We start from the raw sequence: 17665 nt of genomic DNA on the forward strand, positions 1-17665 counted from the left end.
AAAAATATGATTGGAAAAACCTCCTCAACGTGGCACTTCCGTTTTTGCGACCAACTGATCGATCACCTCATGCGGCGTCGCTCCTTCCATCTCTTTTTCAGGTGTCAACATGATGCGATGCTTCAATACGGAAGGGGCGATGAACTTGATGTCATCCGGGGTGACGAAATCTCTTCCTTGAATTGCCGCAAATGCCCGAGAACCATGCAATAATGCAATGGATGCACGGGGTGATGCGCCTAAGTAAATGTCTTTATTCTGTCTGGTCAAATGAACGATCTGGGCAATGTATTGCAACAACTTATCGTCCACCAAGATCTGCTTCACTGTCGATCGAAAGGCCTGCACATCGCCTGCATTGAGCACGGCCGAAACTTCGTCCACCGAAGCTCCCCACCTCGCCGACTCTCGAGTCAAAATCTCTATCTCATTCGCTAAGTTGGGATAATCGATCTCAATCTTGAATAGAAAACGATCGAGTTGCGCCTCTGGCAAACGATAGGTTCCCTCTTGCTCAATAGGGTTTTGAGTGGCCAATACAATATAGGGTGCCTCCATATCAAACTGCTGACCATCGATGGTTACCTGCCGCTCCTCCATCACCTCAAACAAAGCAGCCTGGGTTTTGGCCGGTGCTCGATTGATCTCATCAATGAGGATGATATTCGAAAATATAGGGCCTTTTTTAAACTCAAACTCTGAGGTCTTCAAGTTAAAGACACTTGTTCCCAACACATCGGAAGGCATCAGGTCTGGGGTGAATTGCAGACGCGAAAAGGGGACACTCAAGCACCTCGACACCAATTTAGCGAGGAGTGTTTTTGCCACCCCAGGCACACCTTCAAGCAAGATATGGCCATCAGCAAGAATGGCTGTTATGATGAGATCTACCATTTGTTCTTGGCCAACGATCACCTTGCCGATCTCTGCTTTTATTTTTTCTACGCCACTTTTCAGCTGGCTCAGGTCGAGCCTATTTTCGAACTCTTGGTTGCTCAGCTCTTTTTCATTTGATTCCATAAAATTCATTTAGTTTCTGTTCAAAAAGCAGTAACTGTTCATCTGCAAACTGTTGCCCACTTTCCATGTACTTAACTTGTGTCACCAACTCTTCTATCAGGCTTTCGTCTCTTCCCGACTTATGTGATAGCTCATCAATAAAGTCTTCGTTCAGCAGCTGGGTACTCAAATTATAATGACTTCGAATAAATTCTTTCCAGTACAAGACACGCTTTTGACAAAGGTTACCATGGTTGCGTTGCCGGTAATACAACCTGCCCAAGGTGCGGACAAATTCTAAGGTCAGGTTACTCAATGGGCGGATGACAGGGATGATCCGCTGTTCTCTTTTGGATTGAAAAATAAAAAACAATACGATCGTAAACAGCAAAAGGAAGGTCGCCCAACGCAAAGAGCTGTTACCTAATAGTACGCGAAGAGGGCTGCTCGATTCCAATCGACCCAAATGATAGTATTGATTTCTAATCAGTGGTTTGTCTTGTGGGATTAGTAACAGCTGGGCTTCTGTAAAGGCTGTGGTTTCATCTAATAGGGTGAAATAATTAGTAAAAGAGAGCGGAGTGGTGCTAAAAATAAGCTGCCCGTGGTTTTTATAGCGCAGGAGCACCGGTCGATCTTCTTCATTCACTGCAAGCACCTCCAAGCTATCGACCTCAACTGGCTCAAAGGCATTGGTCGCACCAATAACAGGGTATTGCACAATGCCCTCTTTGCCATCAATATTATATGTAATGCGTCTCACAGCCTCACCGCTGAGCGCTTTTTCAATTTCCTCAGCAGGCATAACCCCTAAAAACTCTTTAAACTCCGCCTTGAGTTGAAAGGTATCTGCGAGGGCTCCTCCAAAACCAAAGGCTGAGAGAAAAATGGTCTGCCCGGAAGCGACTTGTTCCAAGAGTAAGTCAGTATCCTCCCTTCCTAAGGCAATCACATTCGCAACCACCAAGGTGTTCTCCGTTATGCTGTCCTCTTCTATTAGCTCATAAAAACTCTTGAATTGATGACTAATGCCCTTTTCGAATAGGGGGCTCATCAATTCATCCAATGCCTTAGCCCCGAAAGGTTCTGTCGACGTATGGGCGAAGGTTACTGTCCAATCTTCAGGCTGCGGCTTGTTCATTTCATACACCACATAGATCACCAAAAGCACCACGAGTGCGATGATAAACTTTCGATCACCCATTCTGACCTCCTTTTCTTTTGGCTAAGATCAGATGGAACAAGTCTTTTGATTTGTTGACCAACTCTTCAGTCGCATCAAAATGACCATACCAGGTATAATCAAACAAATAGCTCAACCGCTTGAACTCAGCCTCAATTGGTCGGCCTTTCAGTTCATAAAGGTATTCGTAATTGGTTTTGCCCTGCATCAAACTGACCCATTGGGCCTCCGATGCTTGCTTAAGCGCATGCAAATAATAAAGTCTGACCACCAATCGATAATTCTGAGCAGCCAAGGCTTGATCGATCTCTTTTTCAAAGTTGATCTCATGTATGGCTTCTTCATCTACATCATAGTCAAGTGATAGTTCCTTTTTAGTAGATTGGAACAACCCTGAAACGTCGGCACCAAGGGCTTTGACTAAAAAATAAACAAAGGCAACAGCAAAAAGGAGTTTGAAAAATATATCAAGTGCACTTTGGGTTCCTTTGCTGCTGAAAAGGCCTTGAACCCACCCTAAAAAACGGCTCCATAATCGTTCAAAAAAACCCTCAGGTTCAGGCTTGACCAGTTCATATTGATAGGCCGCATCTCCCTGTAGTTCTTGCACCTGGGAACGATCAAAGCCTTTTCGTTGCTCTTGAGCGATGGCCCCAAAGCAGCAAATGAAGAGAAAAGAAAAAAAGATCAACAGTTTAATACACCTCGTCACCATCTTCCTTTGATTCATCATCCAATTGCTCAATCTGAGTCATAAGACCTCGAGATTCTTTCCGCTCTACCAAGTTGAAATACTGAAAAGCAATGGCAATAAAAATGAGCGAATTGGTCACGATCGAACCAAACGTTTCAAAAACAGAGAACAGAATATTTAACGCTTGATCACCGCTACTCATTTGTATCATATTGCTCAAATCACCACCTTCTTCAAAGGAACTAAAGGCTTTGATCCCAAAGAAAACGGCTCGAGGCAAGCCAAAGAGTTGATTGATGATGGTTGCGAGAATACCAACAACAATGATCAAACCAAAGGTACTCCACCACTTGCCTTGAATGAGTCGAAACGATCGGCCGATGGCATCAATTGGATTATTCTTCTCGAATACGATGATTGCCGGCCCCAAACTCAACGTAACCGCGATATAAATCACACTAAGCAAAAGTGCAAAGCCAAAGAGCACAACCAAAAAGGCAGAAGCCGAAGCGGAAAAGCCAATAGCAAAAGCAAGAATGAACGCAACAGCCCCAAGAATGAGTGTGGTCAGCAGGTTGTACCCGATGAGGTTGAAAAGCCTAGATCCCAGACCGCTTGTGATGTCCGAGTTCCTGATCATTTCCGGAGATGTTGATTGGTACTGGGACATGTAAGAAAATGTGATTGCCGGCATGATGGCACTCGTGATGATCCCACTGACAATCAACAAGCCATACAATTTGAACATGCTTAACAAATCACTAGCCGATAGGTCGTCCGGGGAAAAACCCAAATTCACGACGTCAAATGAGAATTGATTGATCAAAATGGTCATTAACAAAAGAATTGGCCCCGCAATAAGGAGCTGAACCTTCAAAAAAGGCCTGGCATTCTCTCGTATGAAAACAAAGGTGGCATTCAGCTTGTCACCAAATGGCCTCTTCTTATAAAACGTTTGTTGTGGTGTGTAATTCATGTTTGAATAATTTTCTTGGGTAAAGAATGATATACCAGACCATAAAGGCGAGCGAAAGCAAGATAATCAATGCCTTTAAGAAGTTGGGCATGTCGAACAGCCTTGTCACATAGGACTCGATGAAACCAGCGGTGATGAAAAGTGGAATAAGCCCCAAAACAACCTTGGCGCCCGTTAAGGCTCCTTTCTTCAGGCTTTCTAACCGACTGTAGGTTCCGGGGAAAACCCAGGAATTACCTAAAATGATTCCAGCTCCTCCTGCCATTACGATGGAGATGATCTCAATGGTGCCATGCAACCAAATGGTCAATAATGAGGTGAGCAAAAGTCCTTTTTGAAAGAAGAAATATTGAAATGAACCTAACATAACGCCATTTCTAAAAAGTAAAAAGCCAGTGAACAAAGACGAAAGGATGCCGGCGGCAAAAGCCATGAATGAGACCCTAATGTTGTTAAATGTGATGTAAAGAAACATCGGGAATTGATCCATTTTGGCATAAACACCCAAAGGCTCTCCGAGCTCAATATTCCTTAGCGTCATGTTGACATACTCATCTCCTAAAATGAGCCGAACAAAATTTTGATCTTGACTGGCAGAGAAAGCACCAATAACCGATGATAGCAAAAAGACAAGCAGCGAATAGCCAAATTCCTTTCGATGATTCCAAAAGATTTCAGGCAGTTCAAGTTTCCAGAAATTTGCAAAACGATTCCTTTGCTCTTTTTTATTCCGGTAAATGTACAAGTGGACCTTTGTGGAAAGGTTATTCAAATAAGAGGTGACATCGGCTTTCGGATAATTTGTTCTGGCATAAGCCAAGTCATCGGTCAGCTGAATAAAGAGATCAGCCAATTCATCAGGATCCTTTTGTTCCTTCCCCGTGATCAGGCTTTCGAACTTTTCCCATTTACTTATATTTGCTTTGACGAAAGCGGATTCTCTCATTTGATCTCCTTATCTCAACAATTTTATTGAATCCAGTGGCATATGCAAGCAGTAAATATCCAAACTACTCAGAACGTCCAATTAGAATATCCATTAGCGGGCGTAGGCGAACGTTTATTGGCTTTTGCCATTGACCTGGTGATCGTTGGTAGTTTTTACCTTTTTGTTTCTGCCTTACTAAATGCTACGGGTTTAGATTTTACCCTATCTATCGCTTTGATCATCGGGATTGTTGCCTACCTCTATCGATTTGTGATGGAACTTCTATTCAATGGCCAAACGGTCGGTAAAATTGCGCTCAACATTAAAGTGGTAAAGCTCGATGGCAGCAATCCCTCCATTGCCGCTTATTTTCTGCGCTGGCTGCTTGAGCCCATAGATTTTGGCATTGTGGGTTTGGCTGTTCTCACCATTATCTTAACACGAAATGGTCAACGAGTAGGTGACCTGTTGGCAGGAACAACCGTGATCAAAGTGAAGAGGGTCAGTTCAGTGAATATGCAAAACAAGGTGATCATGGAAAAAGTAGAGGAAGGGTATGAACCCACATTTGTTGACGCTGCTTCTTTGACAGATCATGAAATTCGACTGATCAAAGCCAGTTTAGCCGCTTACCGTGACGATGCACTTTCTGCTCCGATTGACACCCTAAGTACCAAAATTAAGGATAAGTATAACATCAAAAGCGAAATGCCACCTGTCAAGCTGCTCTACACGCTCATGCGAGATCATGCCTATTACGTCAGCCAATGAAAACCTTCAGCAAAGCACAATTAGCGCTTAGAAATGGACAGGATCGCGAGGAAATCTGGGTAGCCTTTCAAGGCAAGATCTATGATGTTACCCATTCAAGACTCTGGCGAAACGGCAAACACTATGAACATTGGGCCGGACAAGACCTGACGGATGAATTGCCTGATGCGCCTCATACAGAACAGGTTTTCAAAAAGTTTGAGATAGTTGGATTACTATCAGATAGTGAATCTCAAAATAGTAACTAGGACTAGATGCTGATCAACTAATACTCTAACAGCTCACAGCTAGCTGCGCTCTGCAGCATCTTCTACTGCTTGCCACACCCTGAAGACATTTTTGTAGCACATCTTTGCAATGTCTTCGTCAGAATACCCCCTTTTCAGCAACTCATAGATCAAATTCGGATAGGTAGACACATCCTTCATGCCGGTAGGAAGTGAATCTCCCACACCATCATAATCAGAGCCAAAACCGACGTAATCAGTACTTCCTGTCAGCTGAACGATGTGATCGATATGATCGGCCACATCACTAACCGTGGCCCAAGGATCGTTGAGTTCAGTGTAGCTTTCGAGGTACTCAATTGCTTTTGGGTCATCTCTCGCCAGCTCATTGTCGGCGAGCCAATTGATGACATGCTCATCGTAAGCAGCGCGTTTCGCTCGATACTCTCTATCCAAAAAGCTTGAACCAAAGTTGATCATGATAACACCATTTTCTTCTGCCAACCGTTTGATCATGTCGTCACCCATGTTTCGTTCAAAGCCAGGCGTGAACTTTCTGGCTGAGGAATGTGATGCAATTACAGGTACGTCTGTCATCTCCATCACTTGCCAAAAGGTGTCATCAGAGATATGCGACACATCCACCATGATGCCTACCCTATTCATCTCATTTACAACCTCCCTTCCATAAGCGCTTAGTCCACCGTGAGTTCTTGTGGTATCGTAAGAAGAGTCGCAAATTTCATTGTCCTTGCCGTGTGTTAAGGTGATGTAGCGAATGCCCTTCTTTTGATATTCTTCTACAAGCGAAATATCGCCTTCGACCGGTGCGCCATTTTCCATTCCCATCGGCAAGGAGATCTTACCAGCCGCAAAGTTCGCCTTCACATCCGCCGGGGAGTAGGCCATGGCAAACTGATCCGGATAGGTTGCCGCCAATTGCTTGGTCATGGTAATCAGCGAATCCGCAAATTTTTTAGCATAGCCTTCTATGTACTGGTATTGCGCAGGAATATAGATGGACATGAAAGGAGCGTCTAGTCCTCCCTGCTTAGCGCGGGGATAATCAAAATTACCATCTGCTGCATCAATGGATACATTCAACACTTTGCGCTGCATCATAAAGCCACCCCTTTCCATTCGGTAGGGCAAATCCACATGACCATCGACAATAATGTTTTCCTCTGCCAACCGTTGAGCCTTATCCATCATCTCTGCATCGCTGAGTTCTTCATTACCTGTGGTACATCCAAATACGGCAGCGGCTCCTAAAAGGAAAGTGAGTATTTTTTTCATGTCTTTCGTTAATTCTTCGCCTAAGGTATAAAGTGCAAAGCAAAGTTGAAATACACTATCCTCTTTCCTTTGGAAAGCGAAAAGGGTAAAATTCCACTTATCGAACAAAAACGCTCGTTCATCGAAGCATTCCGTTTGTTATCGAAAAAACAAAAGTCAAGCCTGTTTTAATAAACATCTTGCTCCTCAGATAACGCTCGAAATCATGAAAAAAATCGCTAGTCTAATGCTCATATTGGTAATGGGTTGTGCAGGTACAAACAAAGGGATGCAACAAATAACAGGAGTCGTTGACTTAGATGGAGTCTGGGTTGGAAATTATAATGAAGACCTTCAGTTCGTGCTCTTGGTCAATGAAACCCCAACCCAGTTAGGCGTGAAAATTATGGGGAGAACGGTCACTCCTTTAGATTATAAGAAAAGGGGTAACCAAGCGATCATGAAGTTCAAAAACGCCAAAGGCGACATTTATCATTTACTTGCCCAGGTCGACAGGAACGATCAAATGAGGGTGTCGATAACTGCCGAAACAGTGACTGACTTCCTTCCTTTGGGCATGCTGGGTGAAACTGTTTACCGTCTAACAAAAATGGAGGAGTCTGCTCAGGTGTTGAGTGCGTCACTTTCTAAGGGTCCGTCCTTTAAGTAGTCTTTAGGTTTTTGGCCTTTTTCTGAATAATAACCCCACCAATTGTAGTGGTCAAACAGGTTGCTCCCATAACGATCCACCAGAAATATTGCATATCGAGTACTCTAGTCCCTACCTCTGCCCAGAAAGCGCAATACAAGCCCACAACTGACCAGCTCATAAAGTAGTAGTGCTGATAATACCAATTGCGGGTTCTCTTTATTGCGGGATAGAGGCCTAAACCTAAGGTCAAAAGACTGATGATGACGAAACCGTGGAATAACGAGACACTACCAAAATTGTAAATGCCCAAGGCAGTCAAATTCATGAAAAGCATGCTCCAAAAATAGGCGTAGCCGATCTTCACATGGAGTGATGTTCCTTTTGGTTTGATGAGGACAATAGTACCAAACAGCATGGCCGCAATAGCAAGCAGCGTGTGTGCAAGCCCCAAAAAAGAGTTAATCAAGTGCATTTCAGCCAACCAATCCATCATTTACTTTTGAGTTTAATTTCCATGAAAGGCCACCAGGTATCACCATCCGCACTGTACGTTCCTTTTTCAATCCATTCGTCTTCTTTTAGCTCAATAGAATAGCGCAGAATACCGTGCGGGACGTCGACTTGCCATGTCAAACGGCCGTCCTCGAGCTGACCTTCAGATCGCATAACATAACCGTCTTGACTGAGCGACTGAATCCTATAGATTTTGCTGTCAATATCATACACGATCAAGGAAAATGTCTCGTGACTGATCGTTCCTTGTGGATCGGCACCTTTTGCTTCTATGGCAATGGCCAGTCCATCCAATTTGTGCTCCACCTTTTCTATCAAATTGAATGACTGCTTTTTCATTTGTTCATCCATCGACCATCCTTCGCCTTCCCAAGTGCCCACCCATTCGGATAAACCTTCCAATCCTTTCTTGTTTACGCGTTGGGTTTGGGACATTGCATTTTTGCTGATCAATAGGCCAAAGAATAAAAACAGCCATACCAGCAATACATCTTTCGTCCTATTCGTGATTCGTTCCATAACTTTTATTTTAAACTAGTTTATTTTATAAACCTTATTTTTAAATTTTTTTAGGGTTTTAAGTATTGTTGAATATTCTTCACATAGGCCTCAAAAGCTTCAATTCCTTCTGGCGTGATCTTACAGGTAGTTTTGGGCTTTTTTCCTTCAAATCCTTTCGTTACGGATAAGTATCCCGCAGTTGAAAGCTTATCGATCTGCACGCTCAGGTTGCCGGCCGTGGCTCCTGTTTGCTCTTTGATGTAGACAAAGTCTGCACGTTCTACACTGATCAGCAATGACATAATGGCCAACCTCAGTTGTGAATGTAATAATGGGTCAAGCGATTTAAACACTTTATCTTTTTTTAGCATTGAACTTCATGACATAACCTGGTACCAGATATCCTAAGGCAATACCAACTGCCATAGCCGCCATTTGATCAATTTCATTCAAATGAAAGGCGAAGATAGCCATTGCCCACAGACAAATCGCTCCAAATTGCAAGACTTTAAAGCGCATCATTGCACCGGAGACAAACGTACCTACTCCAGCGATCATGAGAATCAAAGGCGCAATCTGAAAATTCAAGTACGGCCCATTAATAATGACAATGATCATAGCGATACCCAAACTCAACCAGAGCCAAGCATATAGTTTGTCTGTATAGTGAGTCACTGTCGCCTTTTTCTCACGGCGGCTGCCGTAAATAGGCGAAACAATTACCCCTACAAACATGAGCAACCAGGCCATCGAAGGTTCATCAACAAGCTGTTGGGTTGCCAAAAAGTAATGAAGCGCACTAGCCAAAATGACTAACCAACCCCATAACAGATAAAAAAAACTATTATCTGTATATCGCTGCCTCGCTTTTCCAATCATGTTATTGATCAGTGCAAGGCTTTCTTCTGGTGTCAACTCTTTCTCTTTCATACCAATTGTTTATGCAATTATAAAGTAGTTTATTTTATAAACCTTATCGTACTCACGAAAAATTTTCCATTAGGTTTCACTATTTTTGACTCGATGTCAAGAATTCTGATCGCAGATAGCGGATTTACCAAAACGGACTGGCGCCTAATCAAACCTGATGGCAGCATCGCCCAAGCAAGAACGGCAGGAATAAACCCTTACTATCAAAGTCTTCACGAAATGGAGGAAGTCATTCAAGCGCTCTATGGTCAGATGCCTGAATCGATGGACAAGATCTATTTCTATGGGACAGGCTGCTCTTCCGGAACCAATCGAGATAAAATCGCACGTCTTCTTCAAAACTATTATCCACATGCAACAGTCGCCGTCAACCATGACCTTCTTGCTGCGGCGCGTTCACTTTGTGGAGCAGAAGCGGGTATTGCTTGCATCATTGGTACAGGAACTAACTCTTGCCTCTATGATGGTGACAAGATCACGGCAAATGTCCCTTCTTTAGGCTGGGCCATTGCCGACGAAGGCGGTGGTACATATCTGGGAAAGACATTGGTCACGGCTTATTACAGAAAAGAAATGCCCAAGCACCTGCGAGTCATATTCAAAGAGACCTTTAGCCTGACAAAGGATGCCTTTCTAACCCATGTTTATCAAGAACCCATGCCAGGACGTTTTCTTTCTACTTTTGCCAAATTCATTGGCGAGCACATCCAAGATCCTTACATGTACCAGCTGGTCGCGACAGGTTTTGATATCTTCCTCACAAAAAATGTGATGAAGTATGAGGGCTATGACATACTTCCCGTACACTTTACAGGGAGTATTGCGTATCATTTTGGCACGATTCTAAGGGCGGTCGCTCAAGAAAAAAGCATTTTTGTCAAGCATATTTCAGAGCACCCCATTTCTGGACTCACTTTATTTCATCAATAAAAACATGAGCGTTACCGAATCCTCCTCAAACCATGACCATCTTGAAAAGATGACTATCCAAGAGTTATTGGTCAACATCAACAAAGAAGATCAAACTGTTGCCCAAGCAGTAGAACGCGTCATCCCTCAGATAGCCGCTTTGGTCAAGGAGATTGTCCCGCGCATGAAACAAGGTGGTCGCATCTTTTACATTGGTGCAGGTACGAGTGGCCGATTGGGCATACTCGACGCTTCAGAATGCCCTCCTACCTATGGAGTAGAACATGGAATGGTGGTTGGCTTAATTGCAGGAGGAGATGGCGCGATTCGAAAAGCTGTAGAGTATGCAGAAGATGATGAAGAGCAAGCCTGGAAAGATCTTGACGAATTCTTGGTCAATCACAAAGACACAGTCATCGGGATCGCAGCTTCAGGTAGAACTCCTTATGTGATCGGTGGAATCAAAAAGTGCAAAGAACATGGTATCCTGACTGGATGCATCACTTGTAATCCTGATTCGGCTTTGGCTTGGGAAGCTGATTTTCCTATCGAACCGATCGTTGGTCCTGAATTTGTCACCGGTAGTACCCGAATGAAAGCGGGCACAGCACAAAAGCTGGTGCTCAATATGATCTCCACATCTGTGATGATCCGATTGGGCCGAGTAAAAGGTAATCGAATGGTCGATATGCAGCTATCCAATAACAAGTTGGTGGATAGAGGAACTAAGATGGTGATGGAAATGCTCCAAATTGACTACCCAACAGCAGCATCACTGCTGAAAAAACATGGTTCTGTGCGTGCCGTGATCGAAGCCATCAAGAACTCCTGATGCACACCATTGAGCCTTTTTATCGCTGGCTAAACCTCTACAACGTGGCTGAAGATCCCTCTTCACCTTACGACGGTAAAGAGTATAACTTCGACCTTTACTCGGAAAATATCTACGGGTACTACATCGACCCACATTGGGACTTTATGGGTTCCGAAACACTATACATCAAAATTCTCTGGGCAGATTACGCGCAAGGCTACCTTATCATTGAGTTCATTGGTGAATGGAATGATGCCATCAACAACGACATCATGCATTTCAAGCGAAACATCGTGGACCATTTCACCCCACTAGGAATCAATAAATACGTATTGATCGGGGAGAACATCCTCAATTTTCATGGCTCCGATGACTCCTATTACGAAGAATGGTTCGAAGACCTTGAGGACGGCTGGATTACAGCCATTAACTTCAGGGACTTTATTTTGGAGGAGATGCAACAGTATAACATCGACAGTTACATCAATTCGGGTGGTGACTTGGATGTGATTAACTGGCGTACCCTTACTCCGCAAGTTTTATGTGCTCGAATACACGAGATCATCAACCGTAGAATTGATCTCTTTTGATGACTTCCTGACTCACAGTCAAAAGGTAAATAACCCTCAACTCCCCTCCTTAAAAAAGGAGAGGCTTGGGGGTGGTTGTATCTTTATGAAGAATCAGGAATCAAAAGCCATCTTACCACGAAATCCAAGTATAGCCGCTGTCATAGATAAGAGTGATTAGAAGCGCATTCTACCACCCCTAACCCCTCCTGCTAGGAGGGGAATTAGTCTTACACCCGAAAAACAAATTTGATGAAATATTAACTCCCCTCCTTAGACAAGGAGGGGCCGGGGGTGGTTGTACTTTTTAACTATTTTAGAAATATGACAAAAGCACACAATAAAAAACACCTCAAAAAGAGAAGGCAATTCTTGAGAAACAACGGTACATCGGCAGAAGCTGTGCTCTGGACACTACTCTCAAATAAAAAACTTAACGGCAGAAAATTTAGAAGACAACACAGCGTGGATAACTACATTCTGGACTTTTACTGTCCATCTGAAAAACTAGCGATCGAATTGGACGGAGATCTTCATTTTACGGCTCATGGACTCATCAAGGATGAAATTAGAGACCAAAAACTAGCTGAGCACGGAATTAGAGTATTACGAATTGAAAATGATGAAGTCTTTAACGCCACGGATGCAATCTTAGAAAAAATTAGAAATGCTTTGCACCACCCCTAACCCTTCCTGTTAGGAGGGGAATTAGTCTTGCATTGCAACACACATTAATCGTCGAACATCAACTCCCCTCTTTAAAAAAGGAGGGGCTGGGGTAGGTTGTACTTTTGTGAATAACAAAATTACCTATGACGACTCGCAACCCAATACGCTAAGCACAAGACTTACGGCGCTTTGATCTCCGCTATCATCGAAATGAAATACCTTCGGTTATTATCGAGATCCAAGCATAGTGCCCGGGTCCTCTTTTTTTCTAAGAGCCGAAACCTCCGATTCCTCAACTTAAACTCTACACCAGCATCTAGGTCTACCAAACGTTGCCCTACCTTCGCATTACAATTCGCCAAGGCAGCAAAAAGCACTGGATCTGATGCTGTACTCGCCTTCGGATTCTTCATATGTTTGGCCAGAGGCCTCAATACCTCATCGGGAAAGACCCCATCATTCAACACAGGCAGGAGCAATCTTTTGAATTCATTCTTCCAGTGAACTCCATGAGCCTTTAACCGTCGATTTGTCTGATGCACCCGACGATGAGCCACCTCATGGATATAGGTGATCAAAAACTGATAGGGATTTAGGTTCTCATTAACCGTTACTTGATGTGACTTTGTCCTTGGGTCATAGCGGTAATCACCTAGTTTTGAGCTTCGTGCTTTGGACAACTTGAAGCGGAAAGGTGCTTCTTCCCACAAAGCAACACAATAGTCGATTGAGGCCTGCGGTACTTTGTCCTCTAAAAGATCACGAAAAGGATTCACTATTTCTTTCTAAATACGAGCTTGATCGGTACACCATCGAATTCGAACCGCTCCCTGATTTTATTCTCCAAAAATCGCTCATACGGTTCTTTGATATATTGCGGCAAATTACAGAAGAACGCAATGGTCGGTGTGTGAACAGGTAGCTGCGTGATGTACTTGATCTTGATGTATTTCCCTTTCAACGCAGGAGGCGGATAGCGTTCGATCTCTGGCAAGATCGCATCATTCAACGCAGAAGTCGTCACTTTCCGGATCCTGTTTTCATACACCTTTACCGCTAGTTCTATGGCCTGATAGATCCGCTTCTTATCCGTAACAGAAGTGAAAATCTTAGGAATCCAATTCAAGGTTCCCAGTTTTTCATCTAAGTCTGTTTTGAACTTTTGCATTGTGTTGGTTTCTTTTTCGATAAGATCCCATTTATTCAGCATGAGCATGACCCCCTTTTTGTACTTTAAGGCCAGACTGATGATGTTCATGTCCTGCGACTCCAATCCTCTTGTCGAATCGATCATCACCACGCAGACATCTGAATCTTGCAAGGCTTGCAACGCACGCATCACTGAGTAGAACTCAATGTCTTCGTGTACTTTCGACTTTTTCCGTATGCCTGCCGTATCTGTTAGAATAAAATCCTTTCCGAACAGCTTGTAATGGGAATTGATGGTATCGCGCGTTGTACCGGCCACATCGGTTACAATGGCTCTTTCTTTACCAAGCAAGGCATTTACAAAAGACGATTTGCCGGCATTCGGTCGGCCCAAAATCGCGATCCGCGGAATCCCTTCTTCCGGATTGCCTTTCCCCTCGTCCTCGAAATGTTTAACCACCTCGTCCAGGAGTTCTCCGGTACCAGAACCTGAAGCCGAGGAAATCGGAAAGACCTCTCCAACGCCCAGGGCATAAAATTCAGGAGCTTGATAAGACCACTCGGCCGTATCGGCTTTGTTGGCGACAACCAAGGTGGGCTTTTTCACGGCACGTACTACCCGGGCAAATTCTTTGTCTAGTGCCGTCAACCCATCGTGGCAATCTGTCATGAACAAAATAACCGAAGCCTCTTCCATGGCCTGGACCACCTGCTCTCTAATGGCTCCTTCAAAGACATCGTCAGAACCGGTCACATAGCCTCCTGTATCGATGACCGTAAAATGCTTACCAATCCATTCGGCATAACCGTAATGTCGGTCGCGTGTCACCCCAGACTCATTGTCCATAATTGCTTGCCTTCTTTCCACCATTCGGTTGAAAAAAGTCGATTTACCCACATTCGGACGTCCTACTATTGCTACAATATTTGCCATGTTAAGCTTCGAGTTACGAGCCTTAAGTTACGAGGTGTAACCAAAACCCTTTAATTTCATTTCTTTTTTGCGCCAATCTTGTTCCACCTTGACAAAGGTTTCGAGATGCACTTGTTTACCAAAGAACTTCTCTAAATCTTGGCGTGCTGCTATGCCTACTTTTTTGATCGCCTCTCCCTTATGCCCGATAATGATGCCTTTTTGACTCTTCCGCTCCACATAAATGTCGGCCATGATCCGGATGATCTTTTCATCCTCCTTAAATGAAGTGGTGACCACTTGCGTGCTGTAAGGCACCTCTTTTTTATAATTCAAAAAAATCTTTTCTCGAATGATCTCATCAACGAAGAAGCGTTCCGGTTTGTCGGTCAATTCATCTTTTGGGAAATAGGCCGGATGTTCAGGCAGTGCTTCAACGATCATGTCAAAGAGCTCCTGAGTATGCAGCTTTTCCAGCGCTGATACTTTGATCACCGCGTCGAAATCAATAAGGTCTTTCCAATAACTGATCTTATCGTCGGCTTGCGATCCTTTGGCCAGGTCTAGTTTATTCATGACCAAGATGACAGGAATGTCAAATTCTTTTAAAAAATCGATCTGCTTTTCATCTGCGTATTTTTCATAGAGATCAGTGACAAAAAGGATGACATCCGCATCTTCGTATGAGCTATTCACAAAGCTCATCATGTTCTCGTGCAGCTTGTATTCCGGCTTGAGAATTCCGGGGGTATCGGAATAGATAATTTGGAAATTTTCTCCACTCAAAATACCCATAATCCGGTGTCGAGTAGTTTGGGCTTTGGAGGTGATGATAGAGAGCCTTTCCCCCACCAGGGCATTCATTAAGGTCGATTTACCGACATTGGGTTTGCCTACGATGGCGACGTATCCAGCCTTGTGTGGTATTTCAGACATTTCTTAAATTTAGTGGCAAAGGTACTTGTTTAGATTTGATTTATCATCTACTTTTGTAGCCCATTCGGAATCGTCTGGATGTGTAGACATCGCGGGATGGAGCAGTTGGTAGCTCGTCGGGCTCATAACCCGAAGGTCGCAGGTTCGAGTCCTGCTCCCGCTACAGAGAAAGCCTGAGCATTCGCTCAGGCTTTTTTTATGACCCAAATCATCTTTTCTACTGATGGGCATCACCTGATTTTTTCGGACTGCCGTTTACCTTCATTATCAACAAGTAAAACGATTGCAGTTATTAAAAACGGAGGTTAATATGAAAAGGATTTTAGTACCCGTAGATTTTTCGAATTGTTCGAAATCTGCCTTGCACAATGCAATTCGCATTGCGGAGAGAATGCACATGGAACTCCTGCTTTACCACTCTGTGGTCGTACCTGTAGGGTTCGCAGAGGGTGCGCCCGTTGGTGGGATTGATATGGGATTTGAAGAAATGGAAGAACAATGCAAAAAAGACATGGCTGCATTGATCAAAGAGTATCCTTTGCTCGAAAAAATCCCACATAAAGAGATCATTCAATATGGCTCGCTGCAAGAATCAATCAATGACCTGATCAAAGAGCATGACGTCGCATTGATCGTCATGGGAACGCATGGTGCGAGTGGGTTGAGCGGCGCATTACTTGGTTCTAATGCCTATCACGTGATGAAGCACGTCGATCTGCCAGTTATTGCCCTTCCTGATAATGCGGACATAAGCAAAATGAAACACATCGCCCTGGCCGGTGACTATTTGAGCATTCCAAGACCAGAGTTGATCAAAATGGTGATTGATATTGCAAAAGCATTTTACGCTCAAATTCACATCATCCACATTGATAAAGGAAATGTCGTTATCAACGATCAAATCAAAATTGCCCGTTCAATGGAGCGCTATTTGAAAAACACCAATCACTCGTTCCACTTCAGGAATTTTGATGACGTTGAAGAAGGCTTGCTTGAATTTGCAAAAGAAATGAACATAGAGTTACTCGCCATGGTCGCGAAACACCACAGCTTCTTCGACAGATTGAAAAACACCAGTCACACGAAGAAAATGATGATGAACATACCAATGCCCTTGATGGTATTGCATGAATAACAGATGTTTTGGTTAGAAGAAGCCAGCGCTGAAAGCGTTGGCTTTATTTTTTTATACTCACACCAAATTGTGCTGACCAAGCTTCTCCCGGTTGAAGAATCGAAAGGCCATCTCCATTGTTGAGCGCGTCGATGTTACAGGTCATTGGCTCAATTGCCAATGTTCTTTGGTCGTCTGGAGTAAATACCTGAATAAATCCAAAGTGCTCATCTTGCCATATTTCCAATGTGCTCTCTGGAGATAAGGTTAAAAAGGTACTGGTCCTAGCTTCTGGTGTGGCCAAGGCCAGGCAATTATCCATCTGATACCCCACAATGGACTTCTTTTCTTCAAATGTCGTAAATGGACACCGATCACCTGAAGGGATCAAGTCCTCATCAACCTCCACCAGGCTCACATTGGGTAATTGCAAACTTGTGTGCTCGTAAGCCTTTAGTTGAAAATAGGGATGCCAACCAAATCCAAATGGAAAGCTGGAATCTCCGGTGTTTTGTACGTCTACTCTGATGCTCAGCCCATTATTAGCTAATCGATAGGTGATTTGAAAATCAAATGGAAAAGGAAAGGCGGCAAGTTCTGCTTGATAGCTCAATTGCAATCTTATTACATCCTCTTCAACAAGATCCTCCGTGAAATTCATATCATGAATGATCCCATGGAGCGCATTGGGCCTTCCAAAGTCGTTCTGTGGAAATGCATAGGAATTTCCCCCAAAATCATAGCGCCCTTGAGCCAGGCGATTAGGAAACGGGAAAAGCAAAGACGATTCGTAATGGTAATTGGATTGAGGTTGAATCAGGGGTATTCCATCAAGGACTAACTCTTTTATCGCAGCTCCTTTTTTTGGATCTACCTCCAACCGGCTGTTCTCACGTATTATTTGCACACTTAACTTCTTTGTTCAGACACGATGATAATTGCA

General features: G+C 43.7%; 22 protein-coding genes and 1 tRNA gene. 9 read left to right on the forward strand and 14 right to left on the reverse strand.

The genetic code is table 11. The annotated features are described in order from the left end of the window. Nucleotides 1-24 precede the first annotated feature (24 nt). Genes AC2D6U_RS10075 through AC2D6U_RS10095 form a run of 5 tightly spaced genes read right to left on the reverse strand, consistent with a single transcriptional unit; the run spans nucleotide 25 to nucleotide 4798 of the window. Nucleotides 25-1020, reverse strand: a complete 996-nt coding sequence (locus AC2D6U_RS10075; RefSeq protein ID WP_484720855.1) for an AAA family ATPase — start codon at nucleotides 1018-1020, stop codon at nucleotides 25-27. After that, a complete protein-coding gene (locus tag AC2D6U_RS10080) occupies nucleotides 1007-2203 on the reverse strand; it encodes a DUF4350 domain-containing protein (protein WP_484720856.1) in 1197 nt (398 codons plus the stop codon). Before AC2D6U_RS10080 ends, AC2D6U_RS10075 begins: the two co-directional genes overlap by 14 nt. Beyond that, nucleotides 2196-2897 carry a DUF4129 domain-containing protein gene (locus AC2D6U_RS10085; protein ID WP_484720857.1) on the reverse strand — a complete coding sequence of 234 codons (702 nt, stop codon included), beginning with the start codon at nucleotides 2895-2897 and terminating at the stop codon, nucleotides 2196-2198. The genes AC2D6U_RS10080 and AC2D6U_RS10085 overlap by 8 nt, the downstream gene beginning before the upstream one ends. Continuing rightward, nucleotides 2878-3852: a DUF7847 domain-containing protein gene (locus tag AC2D6U_RS10090; RefSeq protein WP_484720858.1), complete on the reverse strand. Its 975-nt coding sequence runs from the start codon at nucleotides 3850-3852 to the stop codon at nucleotides 2878-2880. The genes AC2D6U_RS10085 and AC2D6U_RS10090 overlap by 20 nt, the downstream gene beginning before the upstream one ends. Continuing rightward, the gene (locus tag AC2D6U_RS10095) at nucleotides 3821-4798 is read right to left on the reverse strand and encodes a stage II sporulation protein M (protein WP_484720859.1); all 978 of its coding nucleotides are present in this window, start codon (nucleotides 4796-4798) and stop codon (nucleotides 3821-3823) included. Before AC2D6U_RS10095 ends, AC2D6U_RS10090 begins: the two co-directional genes overlap by 32 nt. 42 nt (nucleotides 4799-4840) lie before the next feature. On the opposite strand from AC2D6U_RS10095, the gene AC2D6U_RS10100 reads away from it, so the two are divergent. Both AC2D6U_RS10100 and AC2D6U_RS10105 read left to right on the forward strand, forming a co-directional pair. After that, a complete protein-coding gene (locus AC2D6U_RS10100; RefSeq protein ID WP_484720860.1) occupies nucleotides 4841-5551 on the forward strand; it encodes an RDD family protein in 711 nt (236 codons plus the stop codon). Continuing rightward, nucleotides 5548-5799 (forward strand): cytochrome b5 domain-containing protein, encoded by a 252-nt coding sequence (locus AC2D6U_RS10105; RefSeq protein ID WP_484720861.1) that lies wholly within the window; start codon nucleotides 5548-5550, stop codon nucleotides 5797-5799. The genes AC2D6U_RS10100 and AC2D6U_RS10105 overlap by 4 nt, the downstream gene beginning before the upstream one ends. A 39-nt stretch (nucleotides 5800-5838) precedes the next feature. On the opposite strand, the gene AC2D6U_RS10110 is transcribed toward AC2D6U_RS10105, so the two are convergent. Beyond that, complete coding sequence (locus AC2D6U_RS10110; RefSeq protein WP_484720862.1) at nucleotides 5839-7074, reverse strand: dipeptidase; 1236 nt, start codon at nucleotides 7072-7074, stop codon at nucleotides 5839-5841. A gap of 205 nt (nucleotides 7075-7279) precedes the next feature. Between AC2D6U_RS10110 and AC2D6U_RS10115 the strand changes: the two genes are divergently transcribed. Next, nucleotides 7280-7723, forward strand: a complete 444-nt coding sequence (locus AC2D6U_RS10115; protein ID WP_484720863.1) for a hypothetical protein — start codon at nucleotides 7280-7282, stop codon at nucleotides 7721-7723. On the opposite strand, the gene AC2D6U_RS10120 is transcribed toward AC2D6U_RS10115, so the two are convergent. From AC2D6U_RS10120 to AC2D6U_RS10135, 4 genes are read right to left on the reverse strand one after another with little or no spacing between them, the layout of a single operon-like run. Then, on the reverse strand, nucleotides 7716-8198 hold the full coding sequence (locus AC2D6U_RS10120) for a DUF2306 domain-containing protein (RefSeq protein WP_484720864.1): 483 nt from the start codon (nucleotides 8196-8198) through the stop codon (nucleotides 7716-7718). The genes AC2D6U_RS10115 and AC2D6U_RS10120 overlap by 8 nt on opposite strands. Then, nucleotides 8195-8737: a hypothetical protein gene (locus AC2D6U_RS10125; RefSeq protein ID WP_484720865.1), complete on the reverse strand. Its 543-nt coding sequence runs from the start codon at nucleotides 8735-8737 to the stop codon at nucleotides 8195-8197. Before AC2D6U_RS10125 ends, AC2D6U_RS10120 begins: the two co-directional genes overlap by 4 nt. 50 nt (nucleotides 8738-8787) lie before the next feature. After that, nucleotides 8788-9090 carry a winged helix-turn-helix domain-containing protein gene (locus AC2D6U_RS10130; protein ID WP_484720866.1) on the reverse strand — a complete coding sequence of 101 codons (303 nt, stop codon included), beginning with the start codon at nucleotides 9088-9090 and terminating at the stop codon, nucleotides 8788-8790. Further along, the gene (locus tag AC2D6U_RS10135) at nucleotides 9074-9649 is read right to left on the reverse strand and encodes a hypothetical protein (protein WP_484720867.1); all 576 of its coding nucleotides are present in this window, start codon (nucleotides 9647-9649) and stop codon (nucleotides 9074-9076) included. The genes AC2D6U_RS10130 and AC2D6U_RS10135 overlap by 17 nt, the downstream gene beginning before the upstream one ends. Before the next feature lie 93 nt (nucleotides 9650-9742). Here AC2D6U_RS10135 and AC2D6U_RS10140 point away from each other — a divergent pair, with 93 nt between their 5' ends. The 4 genes from AC2D6U_RS10140 to AC2D6U_RS10155 all read left to right on the forward strand — a co-directional run bounded on the left by AC2D6U_RS10140 (nucleotide 9743) and on the right by AC2D6U_RS10155 (nucleotide 12628). Beyond that, complete coding sequence (locus tag AC2D6U_RS10140; RefSeq protein WP_484720868.1) at nucleotides 9743-10579, forward strand: N-acetylglucosamine kinase; 837 nt, start codon at nucleotides 9743-9745, stop codon at nucleotides 10577-10579. A 4-nt stretch (nucleotides 10580-10583) separates the two neighbouring features. After that, nucleotides 10584-11390, forward strand: a complete 807-nt coding sequence (murQ, locus tag AC2D6U_RS10145; protein ID WP_484720869.1) for an N-acetylmuramic acid 6-phosphate etherase — start codon at nucleotides 10584-10586, stop codon at nucleotides 11388-11390. Further along, a complete protein-coding gene (locus tag AC2D6U_RS10150; RefSeq protein ID WP_484720870.1) occupies nucleotides 11390-11962 on the forward strand; it encodes a hypothetical protein in 573 nt (190 codons plus the stop codon). The genes murQ and AC2D6U_RS10150 overlap by 1 nt, the downstream gene beginning before the upstream one ends. A gap of 303 nt (nucleotides 11963-12265) precedes the next feature. Next, nucleotides 12266-12628 (forward strand): endonuclease domain-containing protein, encoded by a 363-nt coding sequence (locus AC2D6U_RS10155; protein WP_484720871.1) that lies wholly within the window; start codon nucleotides 12266-12268, stop codon nucleotides 12626-12628. 161 nt (nucleotides 12629-12789) lie between these two features. On the opposite strand, the gene AC2D6U_RS10160 is transcribed toward AC2D6U_RS10155, so the two are convergent. Genes AC2D6U_RS10160 through era form a run of 3 tightly spaced genes read right to left on the reverse strand, consistent with a single transcriptional unit; the run spans nucleotide 12790 to nucleotide 15608 of the window. Continuing rightward, nucleotides 12790-13386 (reverse strand): transcription elongation protein SprT, encoded by a 597-nt coding sequence (locus AC2D6U_RS10160; RefSeq protein ID WP_484720872.1) that lies wholly within the window; start codon nucleotides 13384-13386, stop codon nucleotides 12790-12792. Then, a complete protein-coding gene (gene der / locus AC2D6U_RS10165; RefSeq protein WP_484720873.1) occupies nucleotides 13386-14693 on the reverse strand; it encodes a ribosome biogenesis GTPase Der in 1308 nt (435 codons plus the stop codon). Before der ends, AC2D6U_RS10160 begins: the two co-directional genes overlap by 1 nt. A gap of 27 nt (nucleotides 14694-14720) precedes the next feature. Then, nucleotides 14721-15608 carry a GTPase Era gene (gene era / locus AC2D6U_RS10170; protein ID WP_484720874.1) on the reverse strand — a complete coding sequence of 296 codons (888 nt, stop codon included), beginning with the start codon at nucleotides 15606-15608 and terminating at the stop codon, nucleotides 14721-14723. 90 nt (nucleotides 15609-15698) lie between these two features. On the opposite strand from era, the gene AC2D6U_RS10175 reads away from it, so the two are divergent. Both AC2D6U_RS10175 and AC2D6U_RS10180 read left to right on the forward strand, forming a co-directional pair. Beyond that, nucleotides 15699-15771: transfer RNA gene (locus tag AC2D6U_RS10175), tRNA-Met, on the forward strand. A gap of 147 nt (nucleotides 15772-15918) precedes the next feature. Beyond that, a complete protein-coding gene (locus AC2D6U_RS10180; protein WP_484720875.1) occupies nucleotides 15919-16743 on the forward strand; it encodes a universal stress protein in 825 nt (274 codons plus the stop codon). Between the two features lie 43 nt (nucleotides 16744-16786). Here the strand turns inward: AC2D6U_RS10180 and AC2D6U_RS10185 are convergent, their stop codons facing one another. Continuing rightward, on the reverse strand, nucleotides 16787-17629 hold the full coding sequence (locus AC2D6U_RS10185) for an aldose epimerase family protein (protein ID WP_484720876.1): 843 nt from the start codon (nucleotides 17627-17629) through the stop codon (nucleotides 16787-16789). Nucleotides 17630-17665 lie beyond the last annotated feature (36 nt).

The organism is Roseivirga sp. YIW32, assembly GCF_057219245.1.